The organism is Mesocryomonas lacus, assembly GCF_055730135.2.
The window spans coordinates 375,929-402,871 of the sequence record NZ_JBUZWE020000002.1 but is presented as its reverse complement, the minus strand read 5'-3'; the positions used below and the strand labels follow the sequence as shown (position 1 = coordinate 402,871).

19 protein-coding genes are annotated in these 26,943 nt (G+C 68.1%); 9 read left to right on the top strand and 10 right to left on the bottom strand.

What is annotated here, in order from left to right:
- Positions 1 to 52 precede the first annotated feature (52 nt).
- Positions 53 to 1,006 carry a polyprenyl synthetase family protein gene (locus tag ACZLZY_RS04770; RefSeq protein WP_472932294.1) on the top strand — a complete coding sequence of 318 codons (954 nt, stop codon included), beginning with the start codon at positions 53 to 55 and terminating at the stop codon, positions 1,004 to 1,006.
- 111 nt (positions 1,007 to 1,117) lie between these two features.
- Here ACZLZY_RS04770 and ACZLZY_RS04765 read toward each other — a convergent pair whose 3' ends face one another.
- From ACZLZY_RS04765 to crtY, 3 genes are read right to left on the bottom strand one after another with little or no spacing between them, the layout of a single operon-like run.
- On the bottom strand, positions 1,118 to 2,191 hold the full coding sequence (locus ACZLZY_RS04765; RefSeq protein ID WP_472932293.1) for a phytoene/squalene synthase family protein: 1,074 nt from the start codon (positions 2,189 to 2,191) through the stop codon (positions 1,118 to 1,120).
- The gene (locus ACZLZY_RS04760) at positions 2,184 to 3,686 is read right to left on the bottom strand and encodes a phytoene desaturase (RefSeq protein WP_472932292.1); all 1,503 of its coding nucleotides are present in this window, start codon (positions 3,684 to 3,686) and stop codon (positions 2,184 to 2,186) included. Before ACZLZY_RS04760 ends, ACZLZY_RS04765 begins: the two co-directional genes overlap by 8 nt.
- On the bottom strand, positions 3,686 to 4,867 hold the full coding sequence (gene crtY, locus ACZLZY_RS04755; RefSeq protein WP_472932291.1) for a lycopene beta-cyclase CrtY: 1,182 nt from the start codon (positions 4,865 to 4,867) through the stop codon (positions 3,686 to 3,688). The genes ACZLZY_RS04760 and crtY overlap by 1 nt, the downstream gene beginning before the upstream one ends.
- A 333-nt stretch (positions 4,868 to 5,200) precedes the next feature.
- Here crtY and ACZLZY_RS04750 point away from each other — a divergent pair, with 333 nt between their 5' ends.
- Both ACZLZY_RS04750 and ACZLZY_RS04745 read left to right on the top strand, forming a co-directional pair.
- Entirely contained in the window at positions 5,201 to 5,437 is a 237-nt protein-coding gene (locus tag ACZLZY_RS04750) for a CopG family ribbon-helix-helix protein (RefSeq protein WP_472932290.1), read from the top strand.
- A complete protein-coding gene (locus ACZLZY_RS04745) occupies positions 5,437 to 5,730 on the top strand; it encodes a type II toxin-antitoxin system RelE/ParE family toxin (protein WP_472932289.1) in 294 nt (97 codons plus the stop codon). The genes ACZLZY_RS04750 and ACZLZY_RS04745 overlap by 1 nt, the downstream gene beginning before the upstream one ends.
- Before the next feature lie 2 nt (positions 5,731 to 5,732).
- Here the strand turns inward: ACZLZY_RS04745 and ACZLZY_RS04740 are convergent, their stop codons facing one another.
- The 4 genes from ACZLZY_RS04740 to ACZLZY_RS04725 all read right to left on the bottom strand — a co-directional run bounded on the left by ACZLZY_RS04740 (position 5,733) and on the right by ACZLZY_RS04725 (position 10,464).
- Positions 5,733 to 7,244: a helicase HerA domain-containing protein gene (locus ACZLZY_RS04740; RefSeq protein WP_472932288.1), complete on the bottom strand. Its 1,512-nt coding sequence runs from the start codon at positions 7,242 to 7,244 to the stop codon at positions 5,733 to 5,735.
- Between the two features lie 140 nt (positions 7,245 to 7,384).
- Entirely contained in the window at positions 7,385 to 8,431 is a 1,047-nt protein-coding gene (locus ACZLZY_RS04735; RefSeq protein WP_472932287.1) for an alpha/beta hydrolase, read from the bottom strand.
- Positions 8,431 to 9,117, bottom strand: coding sequence for a D-lyxose/D-mannose family sugar isomerase (locus ACZLZY_RS04730; protein ID WP_472932286.1), 687 nt, complete (start codon positions 9,115 to 9,117; stop codon positions 8,431 to 8,433). The genes ACZLZY_RS04735 and ACZLZY_RS04730 overlap by 1 nt, the downstream gene beginning before the upstream one ends.
- Before the next feature lie 60 nt (positions 9,118 to 9,177).
- Positions 9,178 to 10,464 carry a glycerate kinase type-2 family protein gene (locus tag ACZLZY_RS04725; protein ID WP_472932285.1) on the bottom strand — a complete coding sequence of 429 codons (1,287 nt, stop codon included), beginning with the start codon at positions 10,462 to 10,464 and terminating at the stop codon, positions 9,178 to 9,180.
- A 199-nt stretch (positions 10,465 to 10,663) separates the two neighbouring features.
- On the opposite strand from ACZLZY_RS04725, the gene ACZLZY_RS04720 reads away from it, so the two are divergent.
- Positions 10,664 to 10,810: a hypothetical protein gene (locus tag ACZLZY_RS04720; RefSeq protein WP_472932284.1), complete on the top strand. Its 147-nt coding sequence runs from the start codon at positions 10,664 to 10,666 to the stop codon at positions 10,808 to 10,810.
- A 39-nt stretch (positions 10,811 to 10,849) separates the two neighbouring features.
- Here ACZLZY_RS04720 and ACZLZY_RS04715 read toward each other — a convergent pair whose 3' ends face one another.
- Together ACZLZY_RS04715 and ACZLZY_RS04710 are read right to left on the bottom strand one after the other, a co-directional pair.
- Complete coding sequence (locus ACZLZY_RS04715) at positions 10,850 to 12,331, bottom strand: UdgX family uracil-DNA binding protein (protein WP_472932283.1); 1,482 nt, start codon at positions 12,329 to 12,331, stop codon at positions 10,850 to 10,852.
- Between the two features lie 244 nt (positions 12,332 to 12,575).
- The gene (locus ACZLZY_RS04710) at positions 12,576 to 13,817 is read right to left on the bottom strand and encodes a putative DNA modification/repair radical SAM protein (protein ID WP_472932282.1); all 1,242 of its coding nucleotides are present in this window, start codon (positions 13,815 to 13,817) and stop codon (positions 12,576 to 12,578) included.
- A 207-nt stretch (positions 13,818 to 14,024) separates the two neighbouring features.
- Here ACZLZY_RS04710 and ACZLZY_RS04705 point away from each other — a divergent pair, with 207 nt between their 5' ends.
- The 4 genes from ACZLZY_RS04705 to ACZLZY_RS04690 all read left to right on the top strand — a co-directional run bounded on the left by ACZLZY_RS04705 (position 14,025) and on the right by ACZLZY_RS04690 (position 24,566).
- Complete coding sequence (locus tag ACZLZY_RS04705) at positions 14,025 to 14,498, top strand: BA14K family protein (RefSeq protein WP_472932281.1); 474 nt, start codon at positions 14,025 to 14,027, stop codon at positions 14,496 to 14,498.
- Between the two features lie 368 nt (positions 14,499 to 14,866).
- A complete protein-coding gene (locus ACZLZY_RS04700; RefSeq protein WP_472932280.1) occupies positions 14,867 to 16,792 on the top strand; it encodes an autotransporter assembly complex protein TamA in 1,926 nt (641 codons plus the stop codon).
- Positions 16,793 to 16,794: 2 nt separating this feature from the next.
- The gene (locus ACZLZY_RS04695) at positions 16,795 to 23,070 is read left to right on the top strand and encodes a translocation/assembly module TamB domain-containing protein (RefSeq protein ID WP_472932279.1); all 6,276 of its coding nucleotides are present in this window, start codon (positions 16,795 to 16,797) and stop codon (positions 23,068 to 23,070) included.
- 134 nt (positions 23,071 to 23,204) lie between these two features.
- Entirely contained in the window at positions 23,205 to 24,566 is a 1,362-nt protein-coding gene (locus ACZLZY_RS04690; protein WP_472932278.1) for an NAD-dependent succinate-semialdehyde dehydrogenase, read from the top strand.
- Positions 24,567 to 24,664: 98 nt separating this feature from the next.
- On the opposite strand, the gene ACZLZY_RS04685 is transcribed toward ACZLZY_RS04690, so the two are convergent.
- A complete protein-coding gene (locus ACZLZY_RS04685; protein ID WP_472932277.1) occupies positions 24,665 to 25,000 on the bottom strand; it encodes a hypothetical protein in 336 nt (111 codons plus the stop codon).
- A gap of 293 nt (positions 25,001 to 25,293) precedes the next feature.
- Here ACZLZY_RS04685 and pgi point away from each other — a divergent pair, with 293 nt between their 5' ends.
- The gene (gene pgi / locus ACZLZY_RS04680) at positions 25,294 to 26,943 is read left to right on the top strand and encodes a glucose-6-phosphate isomerase (protein WP_472932276.1); all 1,650 of its coding nucleotides are present in this window, start codon (positions 25,294 to 25,296) and stop codon (positions 26,941 to 26,943) included.

The following is a 26,943-nucleotide window of genomic DNA, read 5'->3' as shown; positions in this document are numbered from 1 at the left end:
TGGTAACTGGTAAAAAGGCCCAGATGAGACAGAGCGAAGCGAGAAGTCGGCAATGAATGTGGATGCGACGACGGGCCTGACGCTCTACCGCCGTCAGATCGACCTGCGCCTTGCCGCCCTGCTGCCGCCCGTGCTGCCCGGCCACTCCGCGCTCGACGCGGCGATGCGTGACGGCGTGCTAGCGCCCGGAAAGCGGCTGCGGCCGCTGATGACGGTGCTGACGGCCGAGGATCTTGGCGGCAACGCCCTTTCGGCGATCGATGCCGGCTGCGCGGTCGAGCTGGTCCACGCGGCGTCGCTGGTGCTCGACGACCTGCCGTGCATGGACAACGCCAAGCTGCGGCGCGGCCTGCCGGCCGTTCATGTCGGACATGGCGAGGACATCGCGGTTCTCGTCTCGATCTCGGCGGTGAGCCTTGCCTACCAGCTGATCTCGGAAATCTCCGACATTCCCGCCGCCGGACGGCTCGACGCGATCTCGATCCTGGCGAAGGCGGTGGGTGTCGCTGGCCTCGTCGGCGGCCAGTTCGACGACCTTCGCCGCGGAAAGACGCGGCGCGCGGTGGCCGAAATCCAGGCGGCCAACGGGCTGAAGACCGGCGCGCTGTTTTCGGCGGCCGTCGAGATCGGCGGCGTCATCGCCGGGGCGGATGCGGCGACCCGCGCAAGACTGCGCAGCTTCGCCGAGGAACTCGGCCACGCCTTCCAGCTGCTCGACGACTTTCTCGACCTGGCGGCGAACCCTGGCCTCACCGGCAAGGACATCGGCAAGGACGAGGGCAAGTCGACCATCCTGTCGATCATCGGCCGCGACTCGGCCCGCCGCCGCATCGACCGGCACATCGAAACCGCGCAAGAGGCCCTGGACGAAATCTTCGGCACCGGCAGCCGGCTGCACGGGCTGGTGTCGGCGATCGTCGAACAGGCTCTGCCCACCCCGCTAACCGCCGCCTTCAGCAATGACGACATGCCGGGCGGACTGGGCCAGGAAATTGGGGTGCGTTAGGCTTCTACCGCCGGCCTTCTCTCATCCCTATCAGCCTTCCGACCTTCATCGGCATGCAAGCATCCATCCGGGCGAGCCGTGGGGCATTCCACTAAACGTTTGCTCGACGCCTCAGTCGGTGTGACGCCACAGCCCATCCGGCCGCGGGGACGGATGCGGCTTGCGCGGGCCAAAGGCCGCCGCTGCCGCCTTCGCGACATGGCCCAGCTTGTCGGCCTTCGAGGTTGAAACCCGGGCATCCCAGGCGCGCGGCCCCAGTGCCACCACCCGCAGCCCGATCTCGCGGTACACCCCGAGCGCCGTCGCCACGGCCCAGGCCGACCGGCGCGGCAAGGCGTCGACGCCGATCCGCGCCGAGGCGTAATAAGGCTCGGCCATCGCCACCAGCCGCGCGGCGAGGACTGCGACATCCCCGCGTCGCTCGGGCCGGGCGATGTCGGCCGCATCCAGCCCGACTTCCGCCAGCCATGTTGCCGGCAAGTAGACGCGGCCGACGCGCGCATCCGGTACGATGTCGCGGGCGATGTTGGTGAGTTGGAATGCAAGGCCCAGATCGGCCGCGTGCTGCAGCGTCCCCGCCTCGCGGGCGCCCATGACCATCGACATCATCTCGCCGACGACCCCGGCCACATGGTGGCAGTAGTCGAGGAGGTCCTCGCTCGTCCGGTACTGCCGCTCGTCGACGTCCATCCGGAAGCCTTCGAGATGATCGAGCGCAAGGCCGAGCGGCAGGCCGTGCCGGCGCGCTACCAGCTGCAAGGCGCGGAACGCCGGGTCGGACACCGGCTCGTCGGCGAAGGCGGCGCACGTCGTCGCCTCCAGCCCGGCGATCCGCTGGGCAGGCGAGGTCGCGGCTACGGTGTCGCGGGCGAAGCCAAGGTCCTGGTCATCCACCACGTCATCGCAGTGCCGGCACCAGGCATAAAGCAGCATGGCACCTTGCCGCGTGACCGGGTCGAAGAGTTTCGCCGCCGCGGCAAAGCTCTGCGATCCCCGCGCGATGGTCGCGGCCGCCATCGCGGCGATGGCCTCTTCGTCCACCGCTGCCAGACCCGCCGGCACCGACGCCGAGCTGCCGCCCCGCACCCGTCCGCCGGTCGCTTCCGCCTTGCCGCCCGCCCTGTTCACCGGGCCAGGGGTACCGACCAGCCTTTCGTCCGCCGCTCCGGCAACGCGTTCAGACACGCGCGGCATCCGCGATCATCAGTCCTGCGGTCGCCTTGGCGGAGCCGACGACGCCCGGAACGCCGGCGCCCGGATGCGTGCCGGCGCCAACGATGTAGAGGTTTGAAATGACATCGTCGCGGTTGTGCGGCCGGAACCAGGCGCTCTGCGTCAGCACAGGATCGAGCGAGAAGGCCGAGCCGACATGCGCGTTCAACTCGTCGCGGAAGTCGAGCGGCGTGAAGATGCGGGAGGTCACGAGGTCCTCCTTAAGGCCCGGCATGTAGTGCTTCTCAAGATAATCGAAGATCTGGTCGCGGTAGCGCGGCCCCTCGACTTCCCAGTCGATCTCGGCATTGCCGAGATGCGGCACCGGCGACAGGACATAGAAACTGCCCGCCCCCTCCGGCGCCAGCGACGGATCGGTGGCGCAGGGGTTGTGGAGGTAGAGCGAGAAGTCCGCCGGCAGCTCGGCCCCGTTGAAGATCTCTCCGATCAGCTCGCGGTAGCGCGCGCCGAAGCAGACGGTGTGGTGCTGGATGTCCGGCCGATGCTTCTTCAGTCCGAAATAGATGACGAAGAGCGACATCGAGAACTTCTTGCGCTTCAGGCTCTTGGCCGCCGCCTCGCCGCGCGGCGTGCCTGCCAGAAGCGTCGCATAGGTGTGGACGACGTCGGCATTGGAGGCGACGAGATCGGCGGCGAAGCGCCGGCCGTCCTTCAGCACGACGGCCGTTGCCCGCTTGCCCGTCAACTCGATCCTCTCGGCCTCGGCCGAGAGATGCACGGTGCCGCCGATATCCTCGAACAGCTGCACCATGCCACGCACCAGCGCCCCTGTCCCCCCGCGCGGGAACCAGACCCCCCATTGCCGCTCCAACGCGTGGATCAGTGCATAGATCGAAGATGTCGCGAAAGGATTGCCGCCGACGAGGAGCGAATGGAAGGAGAAGGCCTGCCGCAGCTGCTCGTCTTGGATGTAGTCGGCGACCTTGGCATAGACGCTCTTCCACGCCTGCAGCTTGGCGAGCGCCGGTCCGGCCTTGATCATGTCCTTGAAGTTCAGGAATGGCACGGTACCGAGCTTCAGGTACCCCTCCTCGAACACCGCCTTGGAGTAGGCGAGGAAGTTCCGGTAGCCCTCCAGATCGGCCGGGTTCTTTGCGGCGATCTGGCGGTCGAGCTCGGCCTGGTCGTTGACATAGTCGAAGGCGTAGCCGTCTTCCCAGCACAACCGGTAGAACGGGCTGACCGGCAGCAGCTCGACATAGTCGGACAGTTTTCGCCCAGCGACCTCGAACAGTTCCTCCAGCGCCGAAGGATCGGTGATGACCGTCGGCCCGGCATCGAAGGTAAAACCCTGGTCTTCGTAGACATAGGCCCGGCCGCCGGGCTTGTCGCGCTTCTCGACCAAAGTCGTGGCGATGCCGGCGGCCTGCAGCCGGATCGCAAGGGCAAGGCCGCCAAAGCCGGAGCCGACGACGACGGCGGTCCTGGGCGAGAGTTTCTGCAGCATCAGGCGCGCGCCTTCTTCGTATGGGAGGGTTGCGCGAGTACGCGCATGGCATTGCCGAAAGGCACCGGCGGCTTGCCGGTGAGGATGCGGGCCCAGTCGAGCGGATTGAGCTTGCCGGCATAAAAGCGCGCCACCAAGGGCGTCGGCAGCCGGTAGAAATGCTGCAGGATGCGGTAGCGCTCGCCCGGCAAGCCGGCAAGGAAGAGGAAGCGGTTCAGCATCCGGAAGAAGCCGCGAGCCTTCCACGCCTTCCGCGAATGCGCCCGCGTCGCGGCGTAGACCGCGCCGGCCGAAAAGTCCTGGAGCGCGGCGATGCGGTCGGCGAGGCGCACGGCATCCGGCAGCGAATAGCCGGTCGTCGGGTGGAAGAGGGCCGCGGCAAGGCCTGTCGACGCGACGCCCGCCTTGTCGTCCCAGAACGCGTCGATGTCGCCGCCCAGCGCGATCGGCAGCACGCCCGCCTCCTCGCGCAGCACCGTCTTGGCCACCCAGCCCTGACGCGCGAGGTAGCTCTGGATCTCCGCCCGCAGGCGCTCGGGTTCGAGCGCCGGACCGTCGGCATAGTAGGTGTCCTCGACCAGCAGCGTCTTCGGACCGAAAGGCAGAGTGTAGACGAAGCGGTAGCCATCCTGCTGCGGGATGGTCGCGTCCATGATGATCGGCCGCTGCAGCCCGTGCGGCGCCGTCAGCTCGATCTCCTGGCCGAGGAATTTCTGGAAGCCGAGCGTCAGGTGTCGGCTCGGCGCCGTCCCGCGTCCGTCAACGACGCAGCCAGCCTCGATCCGCTCGCCGCTGGCCAGCGTGACAGCGGTGGCGCCGACAGCCGCGACCTTCGCCTCACAGCGGATGGCGGGTCCGAGCGCCTGGGCGAGGACTTCAGCGAATCGCTCCGACGTCACGCTGCGATAGCCGGTCGAAAGATCGCGCGCGCGCTCCGGAAAACGGACGGAGTAGCCGGGCCAGCGGTGGACGATGAAGGGTTCGAGCCAGGCCTGCTGGTCGGCCGTCAGGTCGCCATCGTGGAGAGACCACGTGTGGTTGCCCCCGACCGTATCGCCCGCTTCCAGCAGCAGCAATTTTAGGTCTGGACGAAGCTTCGCCAGGCGATAAGCGACCAGCCCGTTCGCCAGCCCGCCGCCGACGAACAGAATGTCGACCCCGTCCCGATCCTGCCTTGCCACTCTGTCTCCCCGGCGAAACCGCTCACCTGCCTCGAACTAGCCGCCACAGCCTATCCTACAAGGGCGGCATTCCGCACAAAAAGTTCAAGCGGAGAACGGGAGGCAGAGAGCAGGACTGGGCAAAGCGTGGACTGAAGCGACAGTACATCCTTTCGACGGAGAACCAGTACCTTCCAGCCCCCGGTGATGCGCTGATTCGACGCTGCCTGTCAGGTGTATCGTTCTCCAGCGCTACAGGCTTCGATCCATAATCAGGCTGAATCCGAAGGCGTCACCGAAGATGTTGCGTCCGCAGCGATTGCAAGGCCGACCACGTGGATCCAAGATAGCAAGATGGACACGACCCTCTTTCTACCGCCGGAACTGTGTAACCGCGTCGACGCGGTCGCCGCGAGATCCAGCCTGACGGCTTCTGAAGTGGTCGCCGATGCATTGGAGAACGGCCGTTCGCTGGAGTGGCAGGAACGGTTTCTAGACACCGTCGCCTCCGGCATCGCCGCGGCCGACGCCGGAGAGTTTGCCACGCCTGAGGAGATCGAACTGGTGCTGAAGCGGCATCGCACCCGCTGATGCGGGTGGTCTGGACCCGATTTGCGCTCCGCCAGATCGACGAGATCCAGAACTATATTGCGCGGGACAGCCCAAGGATGGCTGAGCAGGTCGTTCCGGACATCTTCCAGCGAACCCAACGGCTGCTGTCGGCCAATCCACTGCTCGGATGGACAGGGTGGGACAAGCGAACCCGCGAGCTCGGTATCGCCCGCACCAGTTATATCGTCGTCTACCGAATTCACGATCAGATCGAGGTTCTGGCTGTCGTTCACATGGCGCAGGATTGGCCAGACAGTTTGAAGCTGCAGTAGCCCTACCGCCCGGACAGCCGTGCGGCCCGCCGGGCCCGTGCCTCGTCGAGTGGCGTCGGGGCCGCCGGCGGGGGCGGCAGATTGCCGCGCTGGGAAGCGCGCCAGGGGGTGCCGGTGATCGTCACCACGCGGTTGCCGCGGAAATCGGCCTCGGCGGTGATGAAGTCGCGCTCGGCCATGAAGCCCAAGAGGAAGCGGCCGCGCGAGGGCGAGCGGCTGCCATAGGCGCGCGCCAGCGCCTCGTCGGACGGGCATTCCTCGCCGTCGCGGGCGGCGCGCGCCAGCATGAGGTAGACGCCCTGCATTTCCTCCGGCAGCGCCTCGGAGCGCTGGATGACGCTCAGCCAGTCCTCGTCCTCGGTCTCCTCGGAGACTCCAGCGCGGGCAAGCGACAGGCGCCGGCGGAAGGCCGGCATGCCGGTCTCGGCACCACCGAGTCGCTTTAACCGGCAATGCACGAGAAAGTCCTGGTAGAGGATCGGCACCGGGCGGAACGCCGCCTCGGGATCGGCGAGCATCTCGGCAAAGATATCCTCGACCAGCGCCTGGCGCGATTCGGCCGAGCGGGGATCGGCGTCGGGCTCGGGCTTCGGCGCGGCGACGCGCTCGATGAGTTCGCGCGTCGGGGTCGGCGCGCGCGCCATCATCGGCGCCGGCGCGTCGTTGCCGCCCTTGAAGATGAGGTCGGCCATGTCCTCCGGCGCCATTTCCGGCCGCGCCATCAGCGTCGGCCGCCCGGTGCGCCCTCGCGTCTCGACGGGGCCGATGCGGATCGGCACCGGCCGGCGCGACAGTGCCGGCCCGAGGGCGACGAAGTGCCCGGGCTCAAGGTCACGGAACCGTTCGGCCTGGCGGCGGTCCATGCCGAGGAGGTCGGCGGCGCGCGCCATGTCGATGTCGAGGAAGGTGCGGCCCATCAGGAAGTTCGACGCTTCGGCCGCGACGTTCTTGGCAAGCTTTGCCAGCCGCTGCGTCGCGACGATGCCGGCAAGGCCGCGCTTGCGCCCGCGACACATCAGATTGGTCATCGCCGAGAGCGAGACTTTTCGCGCGTCGTCCGAGACGTCGCCGGCGATCGCCGGGGCGAAGAGCTGCGCCTCGTCGACGGCGATCAGCATCGGGAACCACAGCGAATGGTCGACGTCGAAGAGGCCGTTGAGGAAGGCCGCGGCGCACTGCATCTGCACCTCGGCGTCGAGGCCCTCGAGGTTCAGCACCACCGAGGCGCGGTGCTGGCGGATGCGCGCGGCGATGCGCTGCAGCTCGGCGGGCGTCCGGTTGGCGTCGACGACGATATGGCCGTAGCGCTCGGCGAAGGAGACGAAGTCCCCCTCGGGATCGATGATCGCCTGCTGCACCCATTCGGCGCTCTGCTCGAGCAGCCGGCGCAGGAGGTGCGACTTGCCGGAGCCGGAATTGCCCTGCACGAGGAGCCGCGTCGACAGCAGTTCCTCGAGGTCCATCTCGGCGGGATCGCCGGTGGCGGTGGTGCCGAGGTCGACGGCGACTTTCATCGATGGCGCTCCTTCGGCCGAGAGGGGGACAGAGGCATTTCCTATCACCGCGGGGCCGTCAGGAGTCGGAGGAAAAGCCGTCTTCTCCACAGCTTCGCGCAAATTCTCCGGTCTCTGTGCGAAAGCCGTGATGCGCGACCTTATTCCGGCGTCAAAGGGGACGGATTGCGCGGGCCCGCGACGGCCGGTCGGTCGATGGAGGAATCGATGAAGCGCAGCGCGTCGACGATCGAGACCCGCCAGAGATCCCAGCTATGGTCCCCGTCCGTCATCCGGAACTCCATCGGCCGATCGTCGGCCCGCATGGTCTCGAAGAAGGCGATGCCGCCGCGCCAGAGGAGATGGCTGTCATCATCCCCGACGGTCACGAAGATCGGCGGCAGCGATGCCTTCGCCGCGATCGCCTGCGACAGCAAGGTGAAGACGTTGCTGGCATTGAAGCGCTGCGGCTGAAAGGGCGTGCCGAAAGCGCCGCCGAAATGCAGGCCTTCCGGCGGGATGTCGATGCCGGTGCCGATCGTGTCGGGATCGATGCGGTGGAAATAGCGGCTGTCGCGGATCACCGCAAGTTCGGCGGCGCTTCTGCCGAAATCCTCCGCGGGCACGTTCTGCCAGATCGCCGGCGACAGCGCGGCCACGGCGCCGTACCGCTCGGGCAAGGTCAGCGCCAGCCGCAGCGCGCCAGCGCCGCCCATCGACAGGCCGGCAATGGCGCGGTGCGCGAGATCGCGGCCGACCGGAAAGGCCTTTTCGACCGCCGCTGGCAGGTCGCTCGAGATCAACGTCGCATAGTTGCCGGGCCCGCCGACCTCGGCGGAATCGACGTACCAGGAGTCATTGGCATCCGGCATCACCACCAGCAGCGGCCGGATTTCCCGGGCAGCGATCATCCGGTCGATCGTCGCGTCGACGCCGCCTGCCCGCTGCCAGTCATAAGCGTTGCCGCCGAGCCCGTGCAGCAGATAGAGCACGGGCCAGCCGCCCTCCGGCGCCCGCCCTTCGGGCACGTAGACACGCGCCGACTGCGCCTTGCCGAGCGCCGGCGAGTAGAAAGCGAAGTCCCGGATATCGCCGGCCACAGCGGCCGACGCGCTGACCGCCGTCAGGGCCATGCCCGCCAGGAGGGCCATGAGCCCGAGCCGCCACCGCCGCGCCGCTGGCCGCAACCCGGCGGAGGCGAGCGGCATCAGCTTTTCAGCCAGGCATCGTAGTCAGCGACGAGGAGGTGCAGCGGCGCCTCGTCCTCCTCGATCTCGGCAAAGCGCCCGACCGGCTCGCGAAAGATGTTGTCGGTCCGGTCGTCGTTGACGGTCGAGACCTCGGCGACGAGGACGTCGGCGCCCTCGCCCCAGAAGGAATGCCAGTGGTGCGGCATCAAGGTGACGCTCTCGCCGGGCGTCAGCCGCAGCTTGTCGCCCGCCGCCATGCGGCGCGCGATGCCGTCGCAGTAGACCTCGACATCGGCCGTCTCGTCGATGCCGCCATCGGGGGCGCGGGTGAACAGCTCCAGCGTCAGCGTGCCGCCACCGCGGTTGATGATGTCCTCGGCCTTCAGATCGTGCCGGTGCATCGGCGTGACCTGATCCTGCTTCGAGATCATGATCTTCTCGGCGTAGAGCATGCCGCGGCCGGCCGCGAGATCGGCGTTGTCGCCGTTGCGCACGGTGAAGAGGAAGAGCCCGAGCCGGTCGAAGTCGCCGCTGCCGAAGTCGGTGACGTCCCAGCCCATCTGCCGCTGCTTGAGCAGTGCGAGATCGCTTCGGGCCTGCATTTCGGCGGGGCTGAAATAGGCGAAGGGCGGCATGACGTAGCCGAAGGAGCGGATGAAGGCGTCGCCTTCCTGCAGGATGGCGTTCACTCGGCTTCGTTTCATTTCTCTCTCCCAAGGCGTTCGCGGCGGGACGTTAGCCGCGGCGCCCGCCGCCGCCAAGCCTCAGCCGACGAGGATCACGCGGCAGTCATTGACGTTGGTGAGCGTCGGCCCCGGCACGAACAGCCCGCCGATCGCCTCGAAGAAGCCGGTGGAATCGTTGTCGTCGAGCGCTCCGGCCGGATCGATGCCGGTGGCGATAGCCGCCTCCAGCGTCTCCGGTCCGGCAAACGCGCCGGCGGGGTCGCTGGCAAGGCCCGTGCCGCCATCGGTGCCGTCGGTATCGGCGCTGAGCGCATGAATTCCCTGCGCGCCGCCCAAAGCGAGGGCCAGCGCCAAGGCGTATTCCTGGTTCGGGCCACCACGTCCCTCACCGGCGATCGTCACCGTCAGCTCGCCGCCAGAGAGAATCGCCAGCCGCTCGCCATCCCGCCTTGCCGCGAGTGCCAAAGCGGCATGCGACCGGGCGACCTCGCGCGCCTCGCCCTCGAGATCGGCGCCGAGCATGACCGCGCGATAGCCGAGCGCCTCGGCGGCGGCAACGCCTGCGGCGAGCGCCGTCGCCGGGGTGGCGACAATGGTGTAGGGCCGGCCGTCGAAAGCGGCATCGCCGGGCTTCGGCGTCTCGCTCGCGTCAGTTTCAAGCGCACGCAAGCAGCTTTCCGGCAAAGTGATACCCCGGCGGCGGACGATCTCGCGCGCCTCGGCCAGCGTCGTCGGGTCCGGAACGGTCGGCCCGGACGCGATGACGCTCGAATCGTCGCCCGGCACGTCGGAAATGGCGAGGGTCACGAGGCGCGCATCGCCGCAGGCGACAGCCAGGCGCCCGCCCTTGATCTCCGAGAGGTGCTTGCGCACGCAGTTGATCTCGCCGATGCCGGCACCGCTGCGCAGCAGCGCCTTCGTCACCGCCTGCTTGTCAGCGAGCGTGATGTCGCCGCGCGGCAGCAGCCAGTTGGCCGAGCCGCCGCCGGAGATCAGCGCCAGCACGAGGTCGTCCGGCCCCGCGCTCCGCGCGAAGTCGAGGACGCGGCGCGTCGCCGCAAGGCCCGCCGCGTTCGGCAGGGGATGGCCGGCCTCGACGACGTCGACCGGCCCGGCGTCGCAGCCATAGCCGTCGCGCGCCACCGCGATGCCGGTGATGCGGTCATCGCCGAGGCCCTTGGCCTGGTAGAAGCGGACGGCAGCGGCGGCCATGCTGGCGCCGGCCTTGCCAGCGCCGAGCACGATCACGCGGCCCGTCGGCGGCTCCGGCAGATGCTCCGCCAGGACGGCGCCGGGATGGGCAGCCGCCACCACCGCCGCGAAAATCTCCTCTAGGGCTCGCCGCTCGCTGCCTTTGCCGTCCATGCCATCGATCCCCTTATCGCCGCTCTCTGCCGTGTTCCGCAGACCCAGCGCCGTTCCTGCCCTGCCCCGGCATACTGAAAGGACCGGCGGCGCGCGACCCCTAACTCTCCGGCGGAGTTTAGCGATGGGACGGTTTGTCCGGGCGCGGCTGCTCCTGCAGGCCTATATGAGATGCAGCCATTCCCCAAAGGAGATCCGATTGCCCCACCCTGTCATTCGCGACGAGACCCCAATCGCCCCCCAGTCCTGGCAGCGCAAAGTGCTGCTGATCGGCGGCATGGTGTGCCTAGCCATCGCGCTCATCGGTTTCGTCGTCTTCGCGTTGCGCGCGGTGAGCATCGCCTGACGGCGCCGAGCCTGGTGCGAAAGGCGACCCGCGGATGCCCTAGGCCGCGAGCGCGATTTCCGGCACGTAGTCCCGCACCCGCGCCATGTCGGCGTTGAACAGCTCGGTCTCGCGCGCCTGCGCCTCAGGGTCGGGCAGCCGCAGGATGTAGGCGGGGTGAACGGTGACGAGGAGCTTGGTGTTCTCGTCGAGGTCGATCAGCCGCGAGCGGGTGTCGCGGATGGTGACCGTCTTGCCGAGCACCGAGGCTGCGGCGGTCGCGCCGAGCGCCACGATCAGTTTCGGCCGCACGAGGTCGCGCTCGAGCTCCAGCCAGAATCGGCAAGCCTTGACCTCGCCCATGTTCGGCTTCTGGTGGATCCGCCGCTTGCCGCGCGGGGTGAACTTAAAGTGCTTCACGGCATTGGTCACGTAGGCCTGGCCGCGATCGATGCCGGCCTCGGCGAGGGCGGCGTCGAACACCTTGCCGGCCGGGCCGATGAAGGGCTCGCCCGCCAGATCCTCCTGGTCGCCCGGCTGCTCGCCGACGAAGATCACCGGCGCATTGTCCGGCCCCTTGCCGAACACCGTCTGCGTCGCCGGCTCCCAGAGCGGACAGGCCTTGCAGTGCTGGGCCTCGGACCGCGCCACATCGATCGTCTGCGGCTGGTTGCCCTGTCGCTGCACCACCGTCTCCTGCCGGGCCATCTCGTCACGCTCCGCCTGTTTTGCGTGGCGTAAACTCGGCAGCGTCGGCGCGGTTTCCAGCATGCGGCGGGCGGCGGCGTCGGCGCCCTGGATCAACGGCTCGATCAGCACGGCCTCGGGGAGGTTGTGCCAGTACTTCTTCGGCATCTCCGACTGCATCGCCTTCACCTTCAGCCGCGCCGGGTTGAAGATCGAGGCGTAGTAGGTCAGCCACAGCGCCTCCATGTCGTCGTCCGCCGGCCGGTCGGCGATGGAAGCGCCGGGGGCGAAGTCGAGCGCCGTGCCGTCCCAGTGCACCGAGCGCAGCGGCGTCAAAATCGACCAGACCATGCCGGCGAAGCGCCGGGCAAAGAAAGGCGCGGTGCGCTCGACGACGTGGTGGAAGGGCTCGAACCAGGCGATGTAGTGTTTTGTGGGCGTGTCGGTGTCGGACCCCACCTCGATCTCGCGAAACCGCACGAAGGCCTTCATCTTGTGGCTGTCGCGGCGGACCGCCTTCTCCATATCGGTCGCCGCGAGCACGTCGGCGTCGGAGGCGATCTCCAAAAGTTTCTTTTCGGTCTGCAGGCGCCAGAGCAGGCGGTAGGCGAGGTCGAAGCGGGCGGGATCGGCGTGGCAGACGATCTTGCCCGCGAGGTCCGGAAACGCCTTCGAGACGGTGATCGCCTTGGCGCCTGTCGGTCGCGGCGGCAGGGGTTCGGCGAAGAGGCCCGGCGCGTCGTCGCCGACAGTGAAGCTCATCTCAGGCGGGGCAATGCCGAGTTCCACCGCAGTGCGGGCGGCACTGCGCCAGCCGTCGAAGTCGGCGGGATGGTCGAGGCGGGCGTGGAACATGGGCGGCTCCTTTTGCGCACAAGCGCTGGGAACGGCGGCGGTTGCATGGGGAGTGGATTGGAGCGGCGGATGGCTTCCGACGTTGCGGCGGCTTGCCCCCCCCCCTCTGGCCTGCCGGCCATCTCCCCCTCGGGTGGGGAGATCGGCAGCTGCGGCCTAGGCGACTGATCTCCCTCCTTGAAGGGGAGATGCCCGGCAGGGCAGAGGGGGGTGAACCACCGCGACGATGACCACCCCAACCCTCTCAGAACAGCGACAGCTGCTCCGCCTTCGGCTTCGGCGACATGGTCGCCCGCAATCCGGCGCTGTCGGTGAGGCCGCCCGGCGTCCAGTCCAGCGCCTCGATGAACGGCCGCGCCTTGGTGATCGACTGGCAGAGCTTGGCGACGTCGTCGAGCCGCAGCGTCCGGTGCCGCCGGGTCGTCAGGATGCGCGCGACCGCCTTCGTCCCAAGCCCCGGCACACGCAACAGCATCTCGCGATCGGCACGGTTGACGTTCACCGGAAAGCGCGCGCGGTGCTTCAGCGCCCAGGCGAGCTTCGGGTCGATGGCAAGATCCAGCATCCCATCCTCGCCGCCCGACACGATCTCCGCACGCTCGAAGCCGTAGAAGCGCATCAACCAGTCGGCTTGATATAGCCGGTGCTCGCGGATCAGCGGTGGACGCGCCAGTGGCAGGCGGCTCGACGCATCGGGAATCGGCGAGAAGGCGGAGTAGTAGACGCGCTTCAGCTGGTAGGAGCCGTAGAGATTCTCCGAGCGCGAGAGGACGTCGTTGTCGTCGGAAGCGTCGGCGCCGATAATCATCTGCGTCGACTGGCCGGACGGCGAGAACTTCTTCGGCTTGGCGCGGTCCTTCTTCTCGCCCTTGTGCTCCTCGATCTTGGCGCGCAGGTGCCCCATCGAGCGGCGGATGTCGCGCGCGTCTTTTTCCGGCGCGAGCGCCGAAAGCGAGAGGTCGGTCGGCAGCTCGATGTTGATCGACAGGCGGTCGGCGAAGAGCCCGGCCTGCTCGATCAGGTGGGGCGCGGCGTCCGGGATGGTCTTCAGGTGAATATAGCCGGCGAAATTCTCAACCATCCGCAGCTTGCGGGCAATCTCCACCATCTGCTCCATGGTGTGGTCGGAGTTCTTGATGATGCCGGAGGAGAGGAAGAGACCCTCGATGTAGTTCCGCTTGTAGAACTCCATCGTCAGTTTCACGACTTCATCGACGCTGAAGCGAGCCCGCGCGACATTTGAGGACGAGCGGTTGACGCAGTAGATGCAGTCATAGACGCAGAAGTTCGTCATCAGAATCTTGAGCAGCGAAATGCAGCGGCCGTCCGGGGCGTAAGCGTGGCAGATGCCATGCCCTTCGGTCGATCCGATGCCGCCGGACTTGGCGCTGTCGCGCTTGGTGGTGCCGCTCGACGCGCAGGACGCATCGTATTTTGCGGCGTCGCTGAGGATCGCGAGTTTTTGCATGAGGGTCGGTGCAGCCATGGCAGGGATGTAGCGTTCCCGCTTCGTTCGTACCAGTGACTTCTGCGTGCGAGTCCGGCATTTCAAAGCCAACAGGAGCGGTGACGTCGGATTGCGGGACTTGCTTAGCGCTGCCGGTCCCAACGGAACCTTGGTGCCGGAGTGCGCATTAAACTCTATCTCGCTTTTCTTGCGGCTCTGTCCGCTCCTACAACTCTGAGGCAAGCCATGAAGACCTTCTTCGCAGCGCTCGGCACTGTCGCGATGCTGGTGACCGGCACTCTTGCAACGGCGACCCCTGCGTCGGCGGACGGCTACTATCGCCATCACCGCGGCTACTACGACGGCGGCCGTCGCGATTATTATGATGGCGGACGCCGCTATTACCGCGGTTATGACGGCGGTCGCCGCTACCATCACCGTGGGCATGGCGACGCGCTGGCAGCGGGCGCCGTTGGCCTCGGCGTCGGCGCTCTGATCGGCGGAGCGCTTGCTGCTCCGCGCGCCTATGACAACGGCTACTACGGCCGTGGCGGTTACATCGTCAACGAGGGCCCAGTGAACCGTGCCTACCGTCCGGCGCCGGTCTATCGCGGCGGCTACAACCGGATCGACGCCTGCGCGGCCCGCTACCGTACCTATGACGTCCGCTCGAACACCTTCATCGGCAATGACGGCCGTGCCCACCAGTGCCGGCTCTAAGGGCTGAGCAACTGTTCATTTGATGGGCGCCCGGTTCGGTCTCGAACCGGGCGTTTTCGTGTGGGAGGTACGGGGCGCCAAGGCCTGCCGCCTCTCCCGTCCACCGCTGTGACTGCCACACAACATGCGGCTACAGAATGGCCGGGATCACGTGATGGTCAGTCTCACGCCAGCGAGATGTGTTGTTATTTAATGTTTTATCGGCTTGTTAGACCCGGCGTCATCGGGGGATCGGCGCGGCCTGGTGCCATCGGTCGCCTTCCCCGAAGCGCGTTGACGGTGACAGGTCCGAGGTGCGTTTGATCTTTCCGAAGCTGCCTTTTCCCTCGCGAAAGCTCTCCGCTGCCGGCCGTCGTGCACCGCGGGCGATGGCCCTCGCACTCGGCTGCGCCGGCATGGTGGCCCCCTTCTCAGCAGCGCCTGCTCAGGCGCTGGAGATTTTCGGGATCACGATCTTCGAGAGCAAGAAGGACAAGGCCGTCGAGGGGATCGTCGATCCCATCCGCTATACCGTCACGCTCGGCGTGATGCCGGATGTCGAAAGGCTGAAGGACGAACTCGATACCGCCTCGACGCTCGTCGCCGACGTCGACCAGCCGGTCTCCGGCTCGCTTGGCCTCCTCGCCAAGGCGAAGAACGACCGCAAGCGCCTTGTCGCCTCGCTTTACGAGAACGGCCGCTATGATGGCGTCGTCACCGTCCTGATCGAAGGCAAGAACATCGACGACCTCGCGCCCGACGCGGAGTTCGACACCTCGCGGCCCGTGCCGGTCGCCATCATGGTCGATCCCGGCCAGGCCTTCACCCTCGGCAAGGTCGACATCACCGCCAACGGCGTCCCGATCGATCCGGCGAGCTTCGACCTTGCCGGCGGCTCGTCCGCCGCATCGACCCGGATCCTCTCTCAGGAAGCCAAGGTGCTGGAGGCGCTGCGCAACGAGGGCCGGCCCTTCGTCGCCGTCACCGACCGCGACGTCGTCGCCGACAGTGCGACCGGCAAGCTCGACTACCGGCTGGCGATCTCGCCGGGCGCCCCGGTGCCTTTCGGCGACCTCTATGTCGACGGCAACAAGGACGTCGACCCCGGCTTCATCGCCTACATGACCGGCATCGAGAAGGGGAAGATCTTCTCGCCGCAGGACATGGCGGACGCGCGCGACCGGCTGCTCGGGCTCGACGTCTTCTCCAGCGTCACCGTCAAGGAAGGCCGCGGGCAGGCCGAGGACGGCACGCTGCCGGTGCAGGTCGAGGTCGGCGAGCGCAAGTTCCGCTATTACGGCGTCGGCGCGACCTATTCCAACACCGAGGGCGCTGGCGTCTCCGGCTACTGGGGCCACCGCAACCTGTTCGGCCGGGCAGAGAGCCTGCGCATCGACGCCGCGGTGTCGCGCATCGGCGCATCGGCGCTGGACGACACCGTCCGCCAGACCGACGAGTTCGACTACAAGCTCGCGGCCGTGTTCAAGAAGCCGGGCGTGCTCGGACCGGACTCGGTCTATATCGGCTCGGTCGAGGCGGTGACGGAGCACCCGCTCGCCTATGACCGCCAGTCCTTCGCCGCGACGTCTGGCGTCCAGTACAAGCTGTCGAAGACGCAGACGATCGAGGCGCGGATCCGCGGCGAATACGAGGACATCACCGATTATCTCGGCGATGCCAGCTTCATCATCGCCTCGCTGCCGATCACCTACACCTATGACGGCCGAGACGACAAACTGAACCCGACCTCGGGCTTCTTCGCCAAGCTGATGGCCGAGCCGTCCTACGAGATCAACGAGGGCACCGCCTTCGTGAAGACGCGCGCCGACGCCTCGACCTACCTCTCGCTGACGCAGAGCGACCGCTTCGTTCTCGCCGGCCGCGTCGCCTATGGCACGATCTTCGGCGCCGACCTCCAGGACATCCCGAACGATCGCCGCTTCTATGCCGGCGGCGGCGGCTCGGTCCGTGGCTACCAGTTCCAAACCATCGGCCCGTTCTTCCCGGACGTTGACCGGCCGGGCGGCGACAACAACTTCAACGACACGCCGACCGGCGGCCTGTCGCTGTTCGAGGCGTCGGCCGAGGTGCGCATCGGGATCACCGAGAAGATCCAGCTCGTCCCCTTCGTCGATGCGGGCGTCGTCTCGAACGACCTCGTGCCGGACTTCGGCGAGATGAAGATCGGCGTCGGCGTTGGCGCCCGCTATCTCACCGGCTTCGGGCCGATCCGGGTCGATGTCGGCATCCCGCTCGATCCGAGCTCGCGCGACGCCAGCTACCAGATCTATGCCGGCATCGGACAGGCGTTTTGACGATGAGGCTTCTTCCCATTTCCCGTTTTGCCGCCTTCGCCCGCCTTGGTGCCGTCGCGCTGTTGACCGTCCTTCTCGCGCAGGCTTCCGTGCGCCCGGCATCGGCGCAGCAGTTCCTGGCCAACCAGATCCAGAACCTCATCTCGACCGACACGATGAAGGTCGAGATCACCGGCCTCAGCGGCGCCTTGACCGGCAATCTCAGGATCGACAGCGTCACCGTCTCGGACCCGAAGGGCGTGTTCCTCACCGCCAAGGATCTGGCGATGGACTGGTCGCCGCTCGCCGTCGTGCGCTCGCGCATCGACGTCGAGGCGCTGACCGCCGGCCAGATCGTCCTCGAGCGGCTGCCCGAAAGCGCCCCTGCCGATCCGAATGCCGAGCCGTCCTCCGGCCTTCCGAACATCACCGCCGACATCCAGAAGATCGCCATTCAGGAGATCATCCTCGGCGAGGCGATCGCCGGCACGCGCGCGCGCCTCTCGGCCAATGCCCGCCTGAAGCTCGAGAACGACCCGACTAATGTCGAGGCCAATATCGACATCGAGCGGCTCGACCAACCCGGCACGATCGCGGCGAACGTCGCCTTCGCGCCGGCCGATAACCGCCTGGCCGTGAAGGTGAATGCCAGCGAGCCCGCCGGCGGCCTGGTCGCGACCCTCCTGAAGCTGCCGGGCGCGCCGCCGGTGGCGCTGACGATCGACGGCAGCGGCCCGCTCGCCGACTTCATGGCCAACGGCCAGCTCACAGTCGGCGGCGAGTCCGCGGCGATGCTCACCGCCCGCGTCGCCGACCAGCCGGAAGGGCGCCGCGTTACCGCGACGCTCAACGTCGCCGCCGAGCGCTTCGTGCCCGACGCCTACCGCGCCTATGTCGACGGCGGCGCCGATCTCGACGTGCAGCTGTTGCTGCGACCGGACGGCGTCATCGGCATCGACCAGGCGCAGATCGCCTCCGGCCAGATCCGCGCGAACGTCACCGGCACGCTCGACCGGGCCGGCCCGCAGACCGCGCTCGACGTCGCCATTGCCGCGCGCGATGGCGGAACGGTGCCGCTACGCTTCGGCACGGCGCCGAGCCAGACGGTCCTCGACGTCACCAGCCTCAACGCCAAGCTCGCCGGCGCGCTTGTCGCCGCCAATATCGACCTCACCGCCAAGCTGCCGACGGCCGGCTTCGGCGAATATGTTGGCAAGGACGTCTCGGCCAGCGCGACCGCCCGGGGCTTCAACCTGTCGGGCCTCGAGGGGCCGCTGCAGCTTCAGCTCGCCGCCGCCTCGATGACCGCGCCCGCCGGCGTCGCCGACCGATTCCTCAAGGGCCCGGTCAGCATCGCCGCCGATGGCGCGCTGACGGCCGATGGCCTGACGCTCAGCCAGAGCAAGGTCACCACCAAGGTCGCCAATGCCGCGGTCACCGGCAGCGCCGCCTACAACTTCTCGACCTTCGACCTCACGCTTTCCAGCGATTTCGACACGCTCGCCCTTTCGGCCGCCTTGGTGCCGCTGGCCGGCGACCGGCTCTCCGTCGGCGGCCATGTCGTTCAGACCGGCGAGGGCCTCGCCGCCGACACCCTCGCCATCAACGGCACGGGCCTGACCGTCACGGGCGGCGCGGCGCTCGCGGCCGGCCAGATCACCGCCGACATCAAGGGCGTCCTCGACGCGAAGGCCGGCGAGGACGCCGCGATCTCCGGCAAGGCCGAGTTCGGCCTCACCGCGCGCGGTCCCTCGGCCCAGCCCGACGTCGACATCTCGCTGACCAGCCAGGGCCTCAAGGTCAACGGGCGCGAGCTTGCCAACCTTAAGGTCGAGGCGCGCGGCGAGATCGCCTCCGCCACGCCGTCCGGGACCGTCACCCTCTCCGGCGAACTCGACGGCGCGCCGCTGTCCGGCAATGCGAAGGTCGAAACCCTCCCCACCGGCGACATCAACCTCTCGGGGCTCGAGATCCGCCAGGGACCGAACAACGTCACCGGCGAGGTCCTGCTCGGCAAGACCGGGCCGGTCGGAAGCCTCAATGTCGCGCTGGGCGATGTCGGCCCACTGGCCGCCCTTGCCTTGCAGAGCATGTCCGGCGATCTCAACGGCAAGATTGAGCTGTCGGTCAACGAGCGCGAGTTTCCGGTCGCCACGCTCGACCTCCTCTCGACGAGCCTGGCCGTCGGCGGCAACACGCTGACCGGCCTCGGCGTCAAGCTGGCGGTCGAGGACTATCTCGGTGCCCCCTTCCCGGCCGGCACGATCCGCGCCGAGAAGCTGGTCGCCGGCGGCGCCACCGTCGAGACGGCCGCGATCGATCTCGCCCGGCGTGGCGACTACACCCAGATCGATGCGAAGGCGCGCGCCAACGGCATTCCGGTCGGCCTGTCCGGCCAGGCGCAGATTACCGCCGCCGAGACCATCGTCGCCCTCGACAGTCTCACCGCCGCCATCCCCGACGCGGAGATCGCGCTCGCCAAGCGCGCGACCGTCTGGATCGCCGACGGCACCACCAAGCTCGATGCGCTGACGCTGAACGTCGGCGCCGGTTCGGTCGCCGTCTCCGGCACGGCCGGGGCGACGCTCGACCTGACGGCAAGCCTCACGAGGGTCCCCGCCGCCGTCGCCAACCCATTCGTGCCGAACCTCGGCGCATCCGGCGTGATCACCGGCAATGCGGCCGTCAACGGTCCCTCGAGCGATCCGGAGGCTCGCTTCGAGATCGCCGCGACCGGCATCGAGACGACGCAGACCCGCGCCGCCCGGCTGAAACCCATCGAGGCCATGGCCGCCGGCCAGTATGCCGGTGGCACGCTGGATCTCCAGAACGCCAACATCGACCTCGGCGACGGCTCGATCACCGCGTCCGGCCGGATCGGCGACACGCTCGCCGTGAATGCCGACCTCGACAATGTCCCGGTGGCGCTGGCCAACGGCTTCGTCGACGGGCTGAACGCTTCCGGCACCATCTCGGGCTCGGCCCGCGCCGGCGGCACCGTCGCGGCGCCGACGGCAAGCTTTACCCTCACCGGCACCGGCATCACCGCAGCCGAGGTTGCCGCCAGCGGCGTGCCGCCGGTCGAGCTCGACGTCGCCGGCAACTTCGCCGGCAACCTGCTGACGCTGGAGCGGGCCCGTGCGACGGTCGGCAACGGCTTGTTGGAGGCCTCCGGCACCGCCGGCGACACGCTCGACCTCGACGTCCGCATGACCGAGCTGCCGGTCGGCCTCGTCAACGGCTTCGTGCCGGGCCTCAAGGCGTCGGGCACGCTCTCCGGCACCGCGACGGCGACCGGACCGCGCACCGCCCCGCAGGCGACGTTCGACATCAGCGGGACCGGCATTACCGCGGCCGAGGTCAAGGCCGGCGGCATTCCGCCGATGACGCTGCGGCTCGCCGGCAGCTTCGCCGACGGCACCGCGACGCTCGAGACCGCCGTCGCCAATCTCGGCGACGCCTCGCTGACCGCTAGCGGCAGCGTCGGGCAGGCGCTCGACCTCGACGTCGTCCTCAACCGCGTTCCGGTCGGCCTTGCCAACGGCTTCGTGCCCGGCCTGAAGGCCTCCGGAACGATCTCCGGCACCGCCACTGCAACGGGAACGCTTCAGGACCCCAACGCGACGTTCAACCTCACCGGCACTGGCATCACCGCCGAACAGATCGCAGCGTCCGGCATCGCACCGCTCAGCCTCGACGTCGCCGGCCGCGTCGCCGGGCGCACCGCGACGATCGAGACCGCGCGCGTCCTCGTCGGCGACGGATCGCTGAACGCCAGCGGCACCGTGGGGGATGCCCTCGACCTCACGGTCGCGCTTGACAAGCTGCCGGTCGGCCTCGTCAACGGGTTCGTGCCCAACCTCAATGCAACGGGCACCCTGTCCGGCAATGTCCGGGCGACCGGCTCGCTCAGCGACCCGAACGCCAGCTTCCAGCTGACCGGCACCGGCATCACCGCCGCGCAGGTGAAGGCCGCCGGGATCGAGCCGATCACGCTCAACGTCGACGGCAGCTATGCTGCCGGGAACGCAACGATCCGGACAGCACGCGCCGACATCGGCAAGGCATCGCTCGTCGCCAGCGGAACCGTCGGGCAGGCGCTCGACCTCGACGTCGTGCTCGACGCCTTGCCGGTCGCCCTCGTCAACGGCTTCGTCCCAGACCTCAAGGCCTCCGGCACGCTCTCGGGCAGCGCCAAGGCGACTGGCTCGCTCGCCGATCCCGCCGCAACGTTCAAGATCACCGGCACCGGCATCACCGCGGCGCAGGTGAAGGCCTCCGGCGTCGCGCCGATCGACCTCGACGTCGCCGGCCGCTACGCCGCGGGCACCGCGACTTTGGAGACGGCACGCGCTGAAATCGGCGAGGGCTCGCTGTCGGCGACCGGCAGCATCGGCCAGCAGCTCGACGTCGACGTGAAGATCGACAAGCTCCCGGTCGGCCTCGCCAACGGCTTCGTCCCAGACCTCGGCGCCCGAGGGACGCTGTCGGGCACCGCCACCGCCACCGGCTCGCTGACCAGCCCCGACGCCCGTTTCGACATCGCGGCAAACGACGTTTCCGTCGCGCAGACCCGGCAGGCTGGCGCGCCTGCGATCGATGCGATCGCACGCGGCACCTACCGCAATGCCGGCGTCGCGCTGGAGACCGCGCGGATCACCGTCGGCGGCGGCACAGTGACGGTCACCGGCACGGCGGGGCAGAACCTTGACCTCACCGTTGCCATCGATGATCTGCCGGCTTCGCTCGCTGCAGCGGCAGCGCCCGGGATAGATCCGGCTGGCTCGATCAACGGCACCGTCCGCGCCACCGGCTCTGCGACCAATCCGGACGTCACCTACGACCTCAGGGCCGGCGGCCTCAGCATCGCCCAGACGCGCGATGCCGGTGTCGGTCCTCTCGACATCACCGCCAATGGCCGGTTCGCCAACAAGCTGCTCGGACTCGACGCCCGTCTTTCCGGCAGCGGCCTTGCCTTCCAGGCCAGCGGCTCGGTCAATCTCGCCGGGACGCCACAGCTCGACCTGGCGCTGAACGGCACCGTCCCGCTCGCCATCGCCAACCGGATCCTCGCCGAGGGCGGCCGCTCGGTGAAGGGGACCGTCGCGGTGAACGCCACCGTGCGCGGCACGCCGTCGGCGCCGGATGTCAACGGCACGATCTCGACGTCGGGGGCAAGCTTCACCGACACGGGCGCCAACGTCGCCGTCAACGGTATCTCGGCGACGATCGTGCTCAGCGGGCAGACGGCCACCATCCGGTCGTTCCAGGCTTCGCTGGCGGCGGGCGGCACCATCACGATCGGCGGCACGGTGGGGCTTGCGAACGGCTTTCCCGCCGACATCCGCATCCAGCTGGCCAATGGCCGGTACAATGACGGGGAGCTGATCGCCGCCCGGCTCGGCGCCAATCTGACGATCACCGGGCCGCTGACCGGCAGCCCGCTGCTCGCCGGCCGGATCGACGCCACCGGCATCGACGTCCTGGTGCCCGAGCGCCTGCCGAGTTCGCTCGCCCGCATCCAGGTGCAGCACAAGAACGCACCCCGCGCAGTGCTCGAACAGGCCAAGAAGATCGAGCCGAAGGCGGCGAGTGGCGCCTCCTCCAGCGCAGGCCTGCTGCTCGACGTGACGTTCAGCGCGCCCAGCCGGGTGTTCGTGCGCGGCCGCGGCCTCGACATCGAGCTTGGTGGTTCGGTGCGGATCGCCGGCTCGGCGTCGGCGCCGAGCATCACCGGCGGCTTCGAACTGGAGCGCGGTCGCTTCAACATCCTGTCGAACCGTCTGGATTTCCAGCGTGGCCGCCTGACCTTCACCGGCGACCTCCTGCCGACGCTCGATCTCCTCGCGACCTCCGACAGCGGCGGCGTCACGGTCAGCGTTGCCGTCACGGGCCCGGCCAATGATCCGGCCTTCAACTTCTCCTCGACCCCGGCGCTGCCGCAGGACGAGGTGCTGGCGCGGCTGATCTTCGGCCAAGGCACCGCCAACCTGTCGCCGCTGCAGATTGCCCAGCTCGCCGAGGCCGCCTCGCAGCTTGCGGGTGTCGGCGGGTCGAACGGGCTTCTGGAGAACCTGCGCGCCCAGCTCGGGGTCGACGATCTCGACATCAAGACCAATGCCGATGGGCAGACCGCAGTCGGCGTCGGCAAGTACCTGACCGACAACGCCTATCTCGGCGTCGACTCGACCGGCCGGGTGTCAATCGACCTCGACCTCGGCAAGGGCCTGAAGGCCCGTGGTGCGGTGTCGGCCACCGGTGGCGGCGAGGTCGGCGTGTTCTACGAGAACGAGTACTGATCGCCCGGCGGGCAAGTTCCGCGCCCGGCTTCAGCATCGGGCGCGGTCGCCCCTTGGGGAGAGGCGCGGCTTGACGCGCCCTGTCCCGGCGACATAGCCCTTTCGGCATTCATCGCCGAAAGGAAGCTTCAGCCATGGCCCGCAGCATCAACCCCGCCACCGGCGAGACGATCGCCGACTACGCCGAGCACACGCCGGAGCAGATCGAGGCAGCGCTGGCGAAGGCCGAGCACGGCTTTCGCGACTGGCGCCAGACGCGCTTTGCCGAGCGCACCGCTCTCCTCCTGCGGGTCGCCGACATCCTCGACGAGCGCCGCGACCGTCTGGCGGAAATCGCCGTCGCCGAGATGGGCAAGCGCCTCGCTGAGGCGAAGGCCGAGATCGAGAAATGCGCCGCCGGCTGCCGCTTCTACGCCGAGAACGCCACGGGCTTCCTCGCCGACAGCTTGCGCGAGGGTCCGGCGGGGAAGAACTTCGTCGCGTACCGCCCGCTCGGCCCGGTACTCGCCATCATGCCGTGGAATTTCCCGTTCTGGCAGGTGTTCCGCTTTGCCGCCCCCGCCGTCATGGCCGGCAATGTCGGCCTCCTGAAGCACGCCTCCAACGTCACGCACTCGGCGCTCGAGATCGAGAAGATCTTCACCGATGCCGGCGCGCCCGCGGGCGTGTTCCAGACGCTGGTCGTCGCCGGCTCCAAGGTGGAATCGATCGTCACCGATCCCCGCATCAAGGCGGCGACGCTGACCGGCAGCGAGCCGGCCGGCCGTGCCGTCGCCGCACAGTGCGGCGCGCATTTGAAGAAGACCGTTCTTGAACTGGGCGGCGCCGATCCGTTCATCGTCATGCCCTCGGCCGATCTTGCCAAGGCGACCGAGGTCGGCGTGCGCGCCCGCATGCAGAACAATGGCCAGAGCTGCATCGCCGCCAAGCGCTTTATCGTCCATGCCGACGTCTACGACGACTATCTCGAGCGCTACCGCGCAAAGGTCGACGCCATGGTGGTGGGCGACCCGATGGATCCCGGCACGGACATGGGGCCGCTCGCCACCGCCAAGATCCGCGACGAGATCGCCGGACAGGTGGAGAAGAGCCTGTCGATGGGCGCCAAGCGCGTCTCCGGCTGCGCCGCCGTCGACCGGCCCGGCTATTTCTACCAGCCCTCGATCATCGCCGATGTGCCGGAGAACGCCCCGGCCTACCGCGAGGAACTGTTCGGTCCCGTCGCGATCTTCTTCAAGGTGACTTCGATCGATGAGGCGATCGCGCTTGCCAACGACAGCGATTTCGGCCTGTCGAGCTCGGCGTGGACCGAGGAGCCGGCCGAGCAGGAGCGCTTCGCCCGCGAGTTGGAGGCCGGCGGCACCTACATCAACCGGATGACCGCCTCCGACCAGCGCCTCCCCTTCGGCGGCATCAAGAACTCCGGCTATGGTCGGGAGCTCTCGCACGAGGGCATCCACGAGTTCGTCAACGTCAAGACCGTCACCATCGACTGACGCGCCGTCGCGACCATCACCAGCCGACGCGAAAAAGGCGCCCCTCTTACGAAGGGCGCGTTTTTTCTTAAAACGGTCTGTTCGGCCGTTCAGGCGGCTCAGGACTTGTAGACGACGACCTTGCCACCCGGCTGCACCGACAGGTTGCCGATATCCTCGATCTTCACGCCCTCGGATGCCAGCTTTTCGGCAAGCCCCGGATTGGCATCGATCGTCCGCTGGATGGCGGCGGGATCGGTGTTGCGGTTCATGCTGGAGTCGGTGTTGTCGGTCCCGGTGGCGACGTCGAGATTGGTCTTGATCTCGATGGTGTAGTCGCTGGCCGCGGGCGTCGACATGCCCTGCATGCCCGTGGCGGGCGTGGCTTCCTGAGCAAAGGCCAGCGAGGGCAGGATCATCGCGGCGACGGCACTGGCGATCACGAACTTCTTCATCTTCATTCTCCTGAGGGCCCCGGACCTTCATCGGCATGAACCGACAAAGGCATTCTGGAAACAGCTTCTGCGGGGCAAGATGTTCAAGGAATCGCGGCTGGCGTTCGCCGTTCCTGATCTCGCCATCAATCCCTGTCACGTGCCTGTGAGGGTTAGGCGTCAAAACCTTCTTGCTGCAGTGCGACAGGAAATAATGGCCCCTCCCCTCGATCATTGCCCGGTATGGCCCTATCCTGCGGCAGACGGCATCCGGCGCCGAGACCGCCACCCGCAACCGACCATGGAACGTTGACGTGAACGCACAGACTGCCGCCACTCCCAGCCCGGCCATCACGGCCCTCATCGAGCGCGGCGAGCGTGCCAAGTCCGAAGGCATTGCCGCCCGTTTCGCCGCCGATCCCAAACGCTTCGACGCCATGTCCGCCCGGCTCGACGATCTCCTGCTCGATGTTTCGAAGACCGCGCTCGGTGCCGACGACCTCGCAGCGCTCTTCGCCTTTGCCCGCGAGATGGAGCTCGAGGCCAAGCGTGACGCCATGTTCGCCGGAGCGCCGATCAATGCGACGGAAGGGCGCTCGGTCCTGCATGTCGCTTTGCGGGGTCAGCCGTCGGACGGCTTTGCCGCCGCCGGCGAGCCGGTCGGTGCCGACGTCGAGGCGGTGCTGGCGGCGATGACGGCCTTTTCTGACGGCATCCGCGCCGGCACGACCCTTGGCGCCACCGGCAAGCCGTTCACCGACGTCGTCAACATCGGCATTGGCGGGTCGGACCTCGGGCCGGCAATGGCGACACTCGCGCTCTCTCCCTTCCACGACGGGCCGCGGGCGCATTTCGTCTCGAACGTCGACGGCGCCCATATCGCCGACACGCTGATGGGGCTCGATCCCGCGACGACGCTCTTCATCGTCGCGTCGAAGACTTTCACCACCACCGAGACCATGACCAATGCCGCCACCGCGCGCGCCTTCGTGGCGGACGCGCTCGGCGAGGACGCGGTCTCGGCGCATTTCTGCGCCGTCTCGACCGCCCTCGACAAGGTCGCCGCCTTCGGCATCGACCCCACGCGCGTTTTCGGCTTTTGGGACTGGGTCGGCGGACGCTACTCGCTTTGGTCGGCGATCGGCCTGCCGATCATGCTCGCCATCGGCCCCGAAAACTTCCGCCGTTTCCTCGAAGGCGCGCGCAGCCTCGACGTCCACTTCCGGACCGCCCCGCTGGAGGCGAACCTGCCGGTGCTGCTCGGCCTCGTCGGCTGGTGGCACCGGGTCGCACAGAACTATCCGGCGCGCGCGATCCTGCCCTACGACCAGCGGCTGGCGCGTTTTCCCGCCTATCTCCAGCAGCTGGACATGGAATCCAACGGCAAGCATGTCGGCCTCGACGGCCGCCGCACGCCGACGGTCACCGGCCCGCTCGTCTGGGGCGAGCCCGGCACCAACGGCCAGCACGCCTTCTACCAGCTGATCCACCAAGGCACCGGGGCGATCCCGGCCGAGTTCATCGTTGCCGCCAACAGCCACGAGTCGGGCCTCAAGCAGCACCACGACCTGCTGCTTGCCAACTGCCTGGCGCAGAGCGAGGCGCTGATGCGCGGCCGGACGCTCGAGGAGGCGCGCCAACAGATGCTGGACAAGGGAGCCCCGGCGGCGGAGGCCGAACGCATCGCGCCGCACCGCGAGTTCTCCGGCGACCGCCCGTCGATCACCATCCTCCACGCCCGTCTTGATCCGTTCACGCTCGGGCGCCTGATCGCGCTTTACGAGCACCGGGTCTTCGTCGAGGCCCAGCTGTTCGGCATCAACGCCTTCGACCAGTGGGGCGTCGAGCTCGGCAAGGAGCTCGCCACGGGCCTTCTGCCGGTCGTCACCGGGGACGCCGACGCCTCCGGGCGCGACAGTTCCACCAGAGGTCTCGTCACCGCCATCCGCGACATGAGGAACTGA

Excerpts from the sequence above, each read along its gene's own strand:
- ACZLZY_RS04745 (WP_472932289.1), top strand. The coding sequence starts at position 5,437 with ATGCGGGTGGTCTGGACCCGATTTGCGCTCCGCCAGATCGACGAGATC.
- ACZLZY_RS04685 (WP_472932277.1), bottom strand. The coding sequence starts at position 25,000 with ATGAAGAAGTTCGTGATCGCCAGTGCCGTCGCCGCGATGATCCTGCCC.
- ACZLZY_RS04710 (WP_472932282.1), bottom strand. The coding sequence starts at position 13,817 with ATGGCTGCACCGACCCTCATGCAAAAACTCGCGATCCTCAGCGACGCC.
- ACZLZY_RS04690 (WP_472932278.1), top strand. The coding sequence starts at position 23,205 with ATGGCCCGCAGCATCAACCCCGCCACCGGCGAGACGATCGCCGACTAC.
- ACZLZY_RS04730 (WP_472932286.1), bottom strand. The coding sequence starts at position 9,117 with ATGAAACGAAGCCGAGTGAACGCCATCCTGCAGGAAGGCGACGCCTTC.
- ACZLZY_RS04750 (WP_472932290.1), top strand. The coding sequence starts at position 5,201 with ATGGACACGACCCTCTTTCTACCGCCGGAACTGTGTAACCGCGTCGAC.
- ACZLZY_RS04740 (WP_472932288.1), bottom strand. The coding sequence starts at position 7,244 with ATGAAAGTCGCCGTCGACCTCGGCACCACCGCCACCGGCGATCCCGCC.
- ACZLZY_RS04760 (WP_472932292.1), bottom strand. The coding sequence starts at position 3,686 with ATGCTGCAGAAACTCTCGCCCAGGACCGCCGTCGTCGTCGGCTCCGGC.
- ACZLZY_RS04735 (WP_472932287.1), bottom strand. The coding sequence starts at position 8,431 with ATGCCGCTCGCCTCCGCCGGGTTGCGGCCAGCGGCGCGGCGGTGGCGG.
- ACZLZY_RS04705 (WP_472932281.1), top strand. The coding sequence starts at position 14,025 with ATGAAGACCTTCTTCGCAGCGCTCGGCACTGTCGCGATGCTGGTGACC.
- ACZLZY_RS04770 (WP_472932294.1), top strand. The coding sequence starts at position 53 with ATGAATGTGGATGCGACGACGGGCCTGACGCTCTACCGCCGTCAGATC.
- ACZLZY_RS04700 (WP_472932280.1), top strand. The coding sequence starts at position 14,867 with ATGGCCCTCGCACTCGGCTGCGCCGGCATGGTGGCCCCCTTCTCAGCA.
- ACZLZY_RS04695 (WP_472932279.1), top strand. The coding sequence starts at position 16,795 with ATGAGGCTTCTTCCCATTTCCCGTTTTGCCGCCTTCGCCCGCCTTGGT.
- ACZLZY_RS04715 (WP_472932283.1), bottom strand. The coding sequence starts at position 12,331 with ATGTTCCACGCCCGCCTCGACCATCCCGCCGACTTCGACGGCTGGCGC.
- ACZLZY_RS04725 (WP_472932285.1), bottom strand. The coding sequence starts at position 10,464 with ATGGACGGCAAAGGCAGCGAGCGGCGAGCCCTAGAGGAGATTTTCGCG.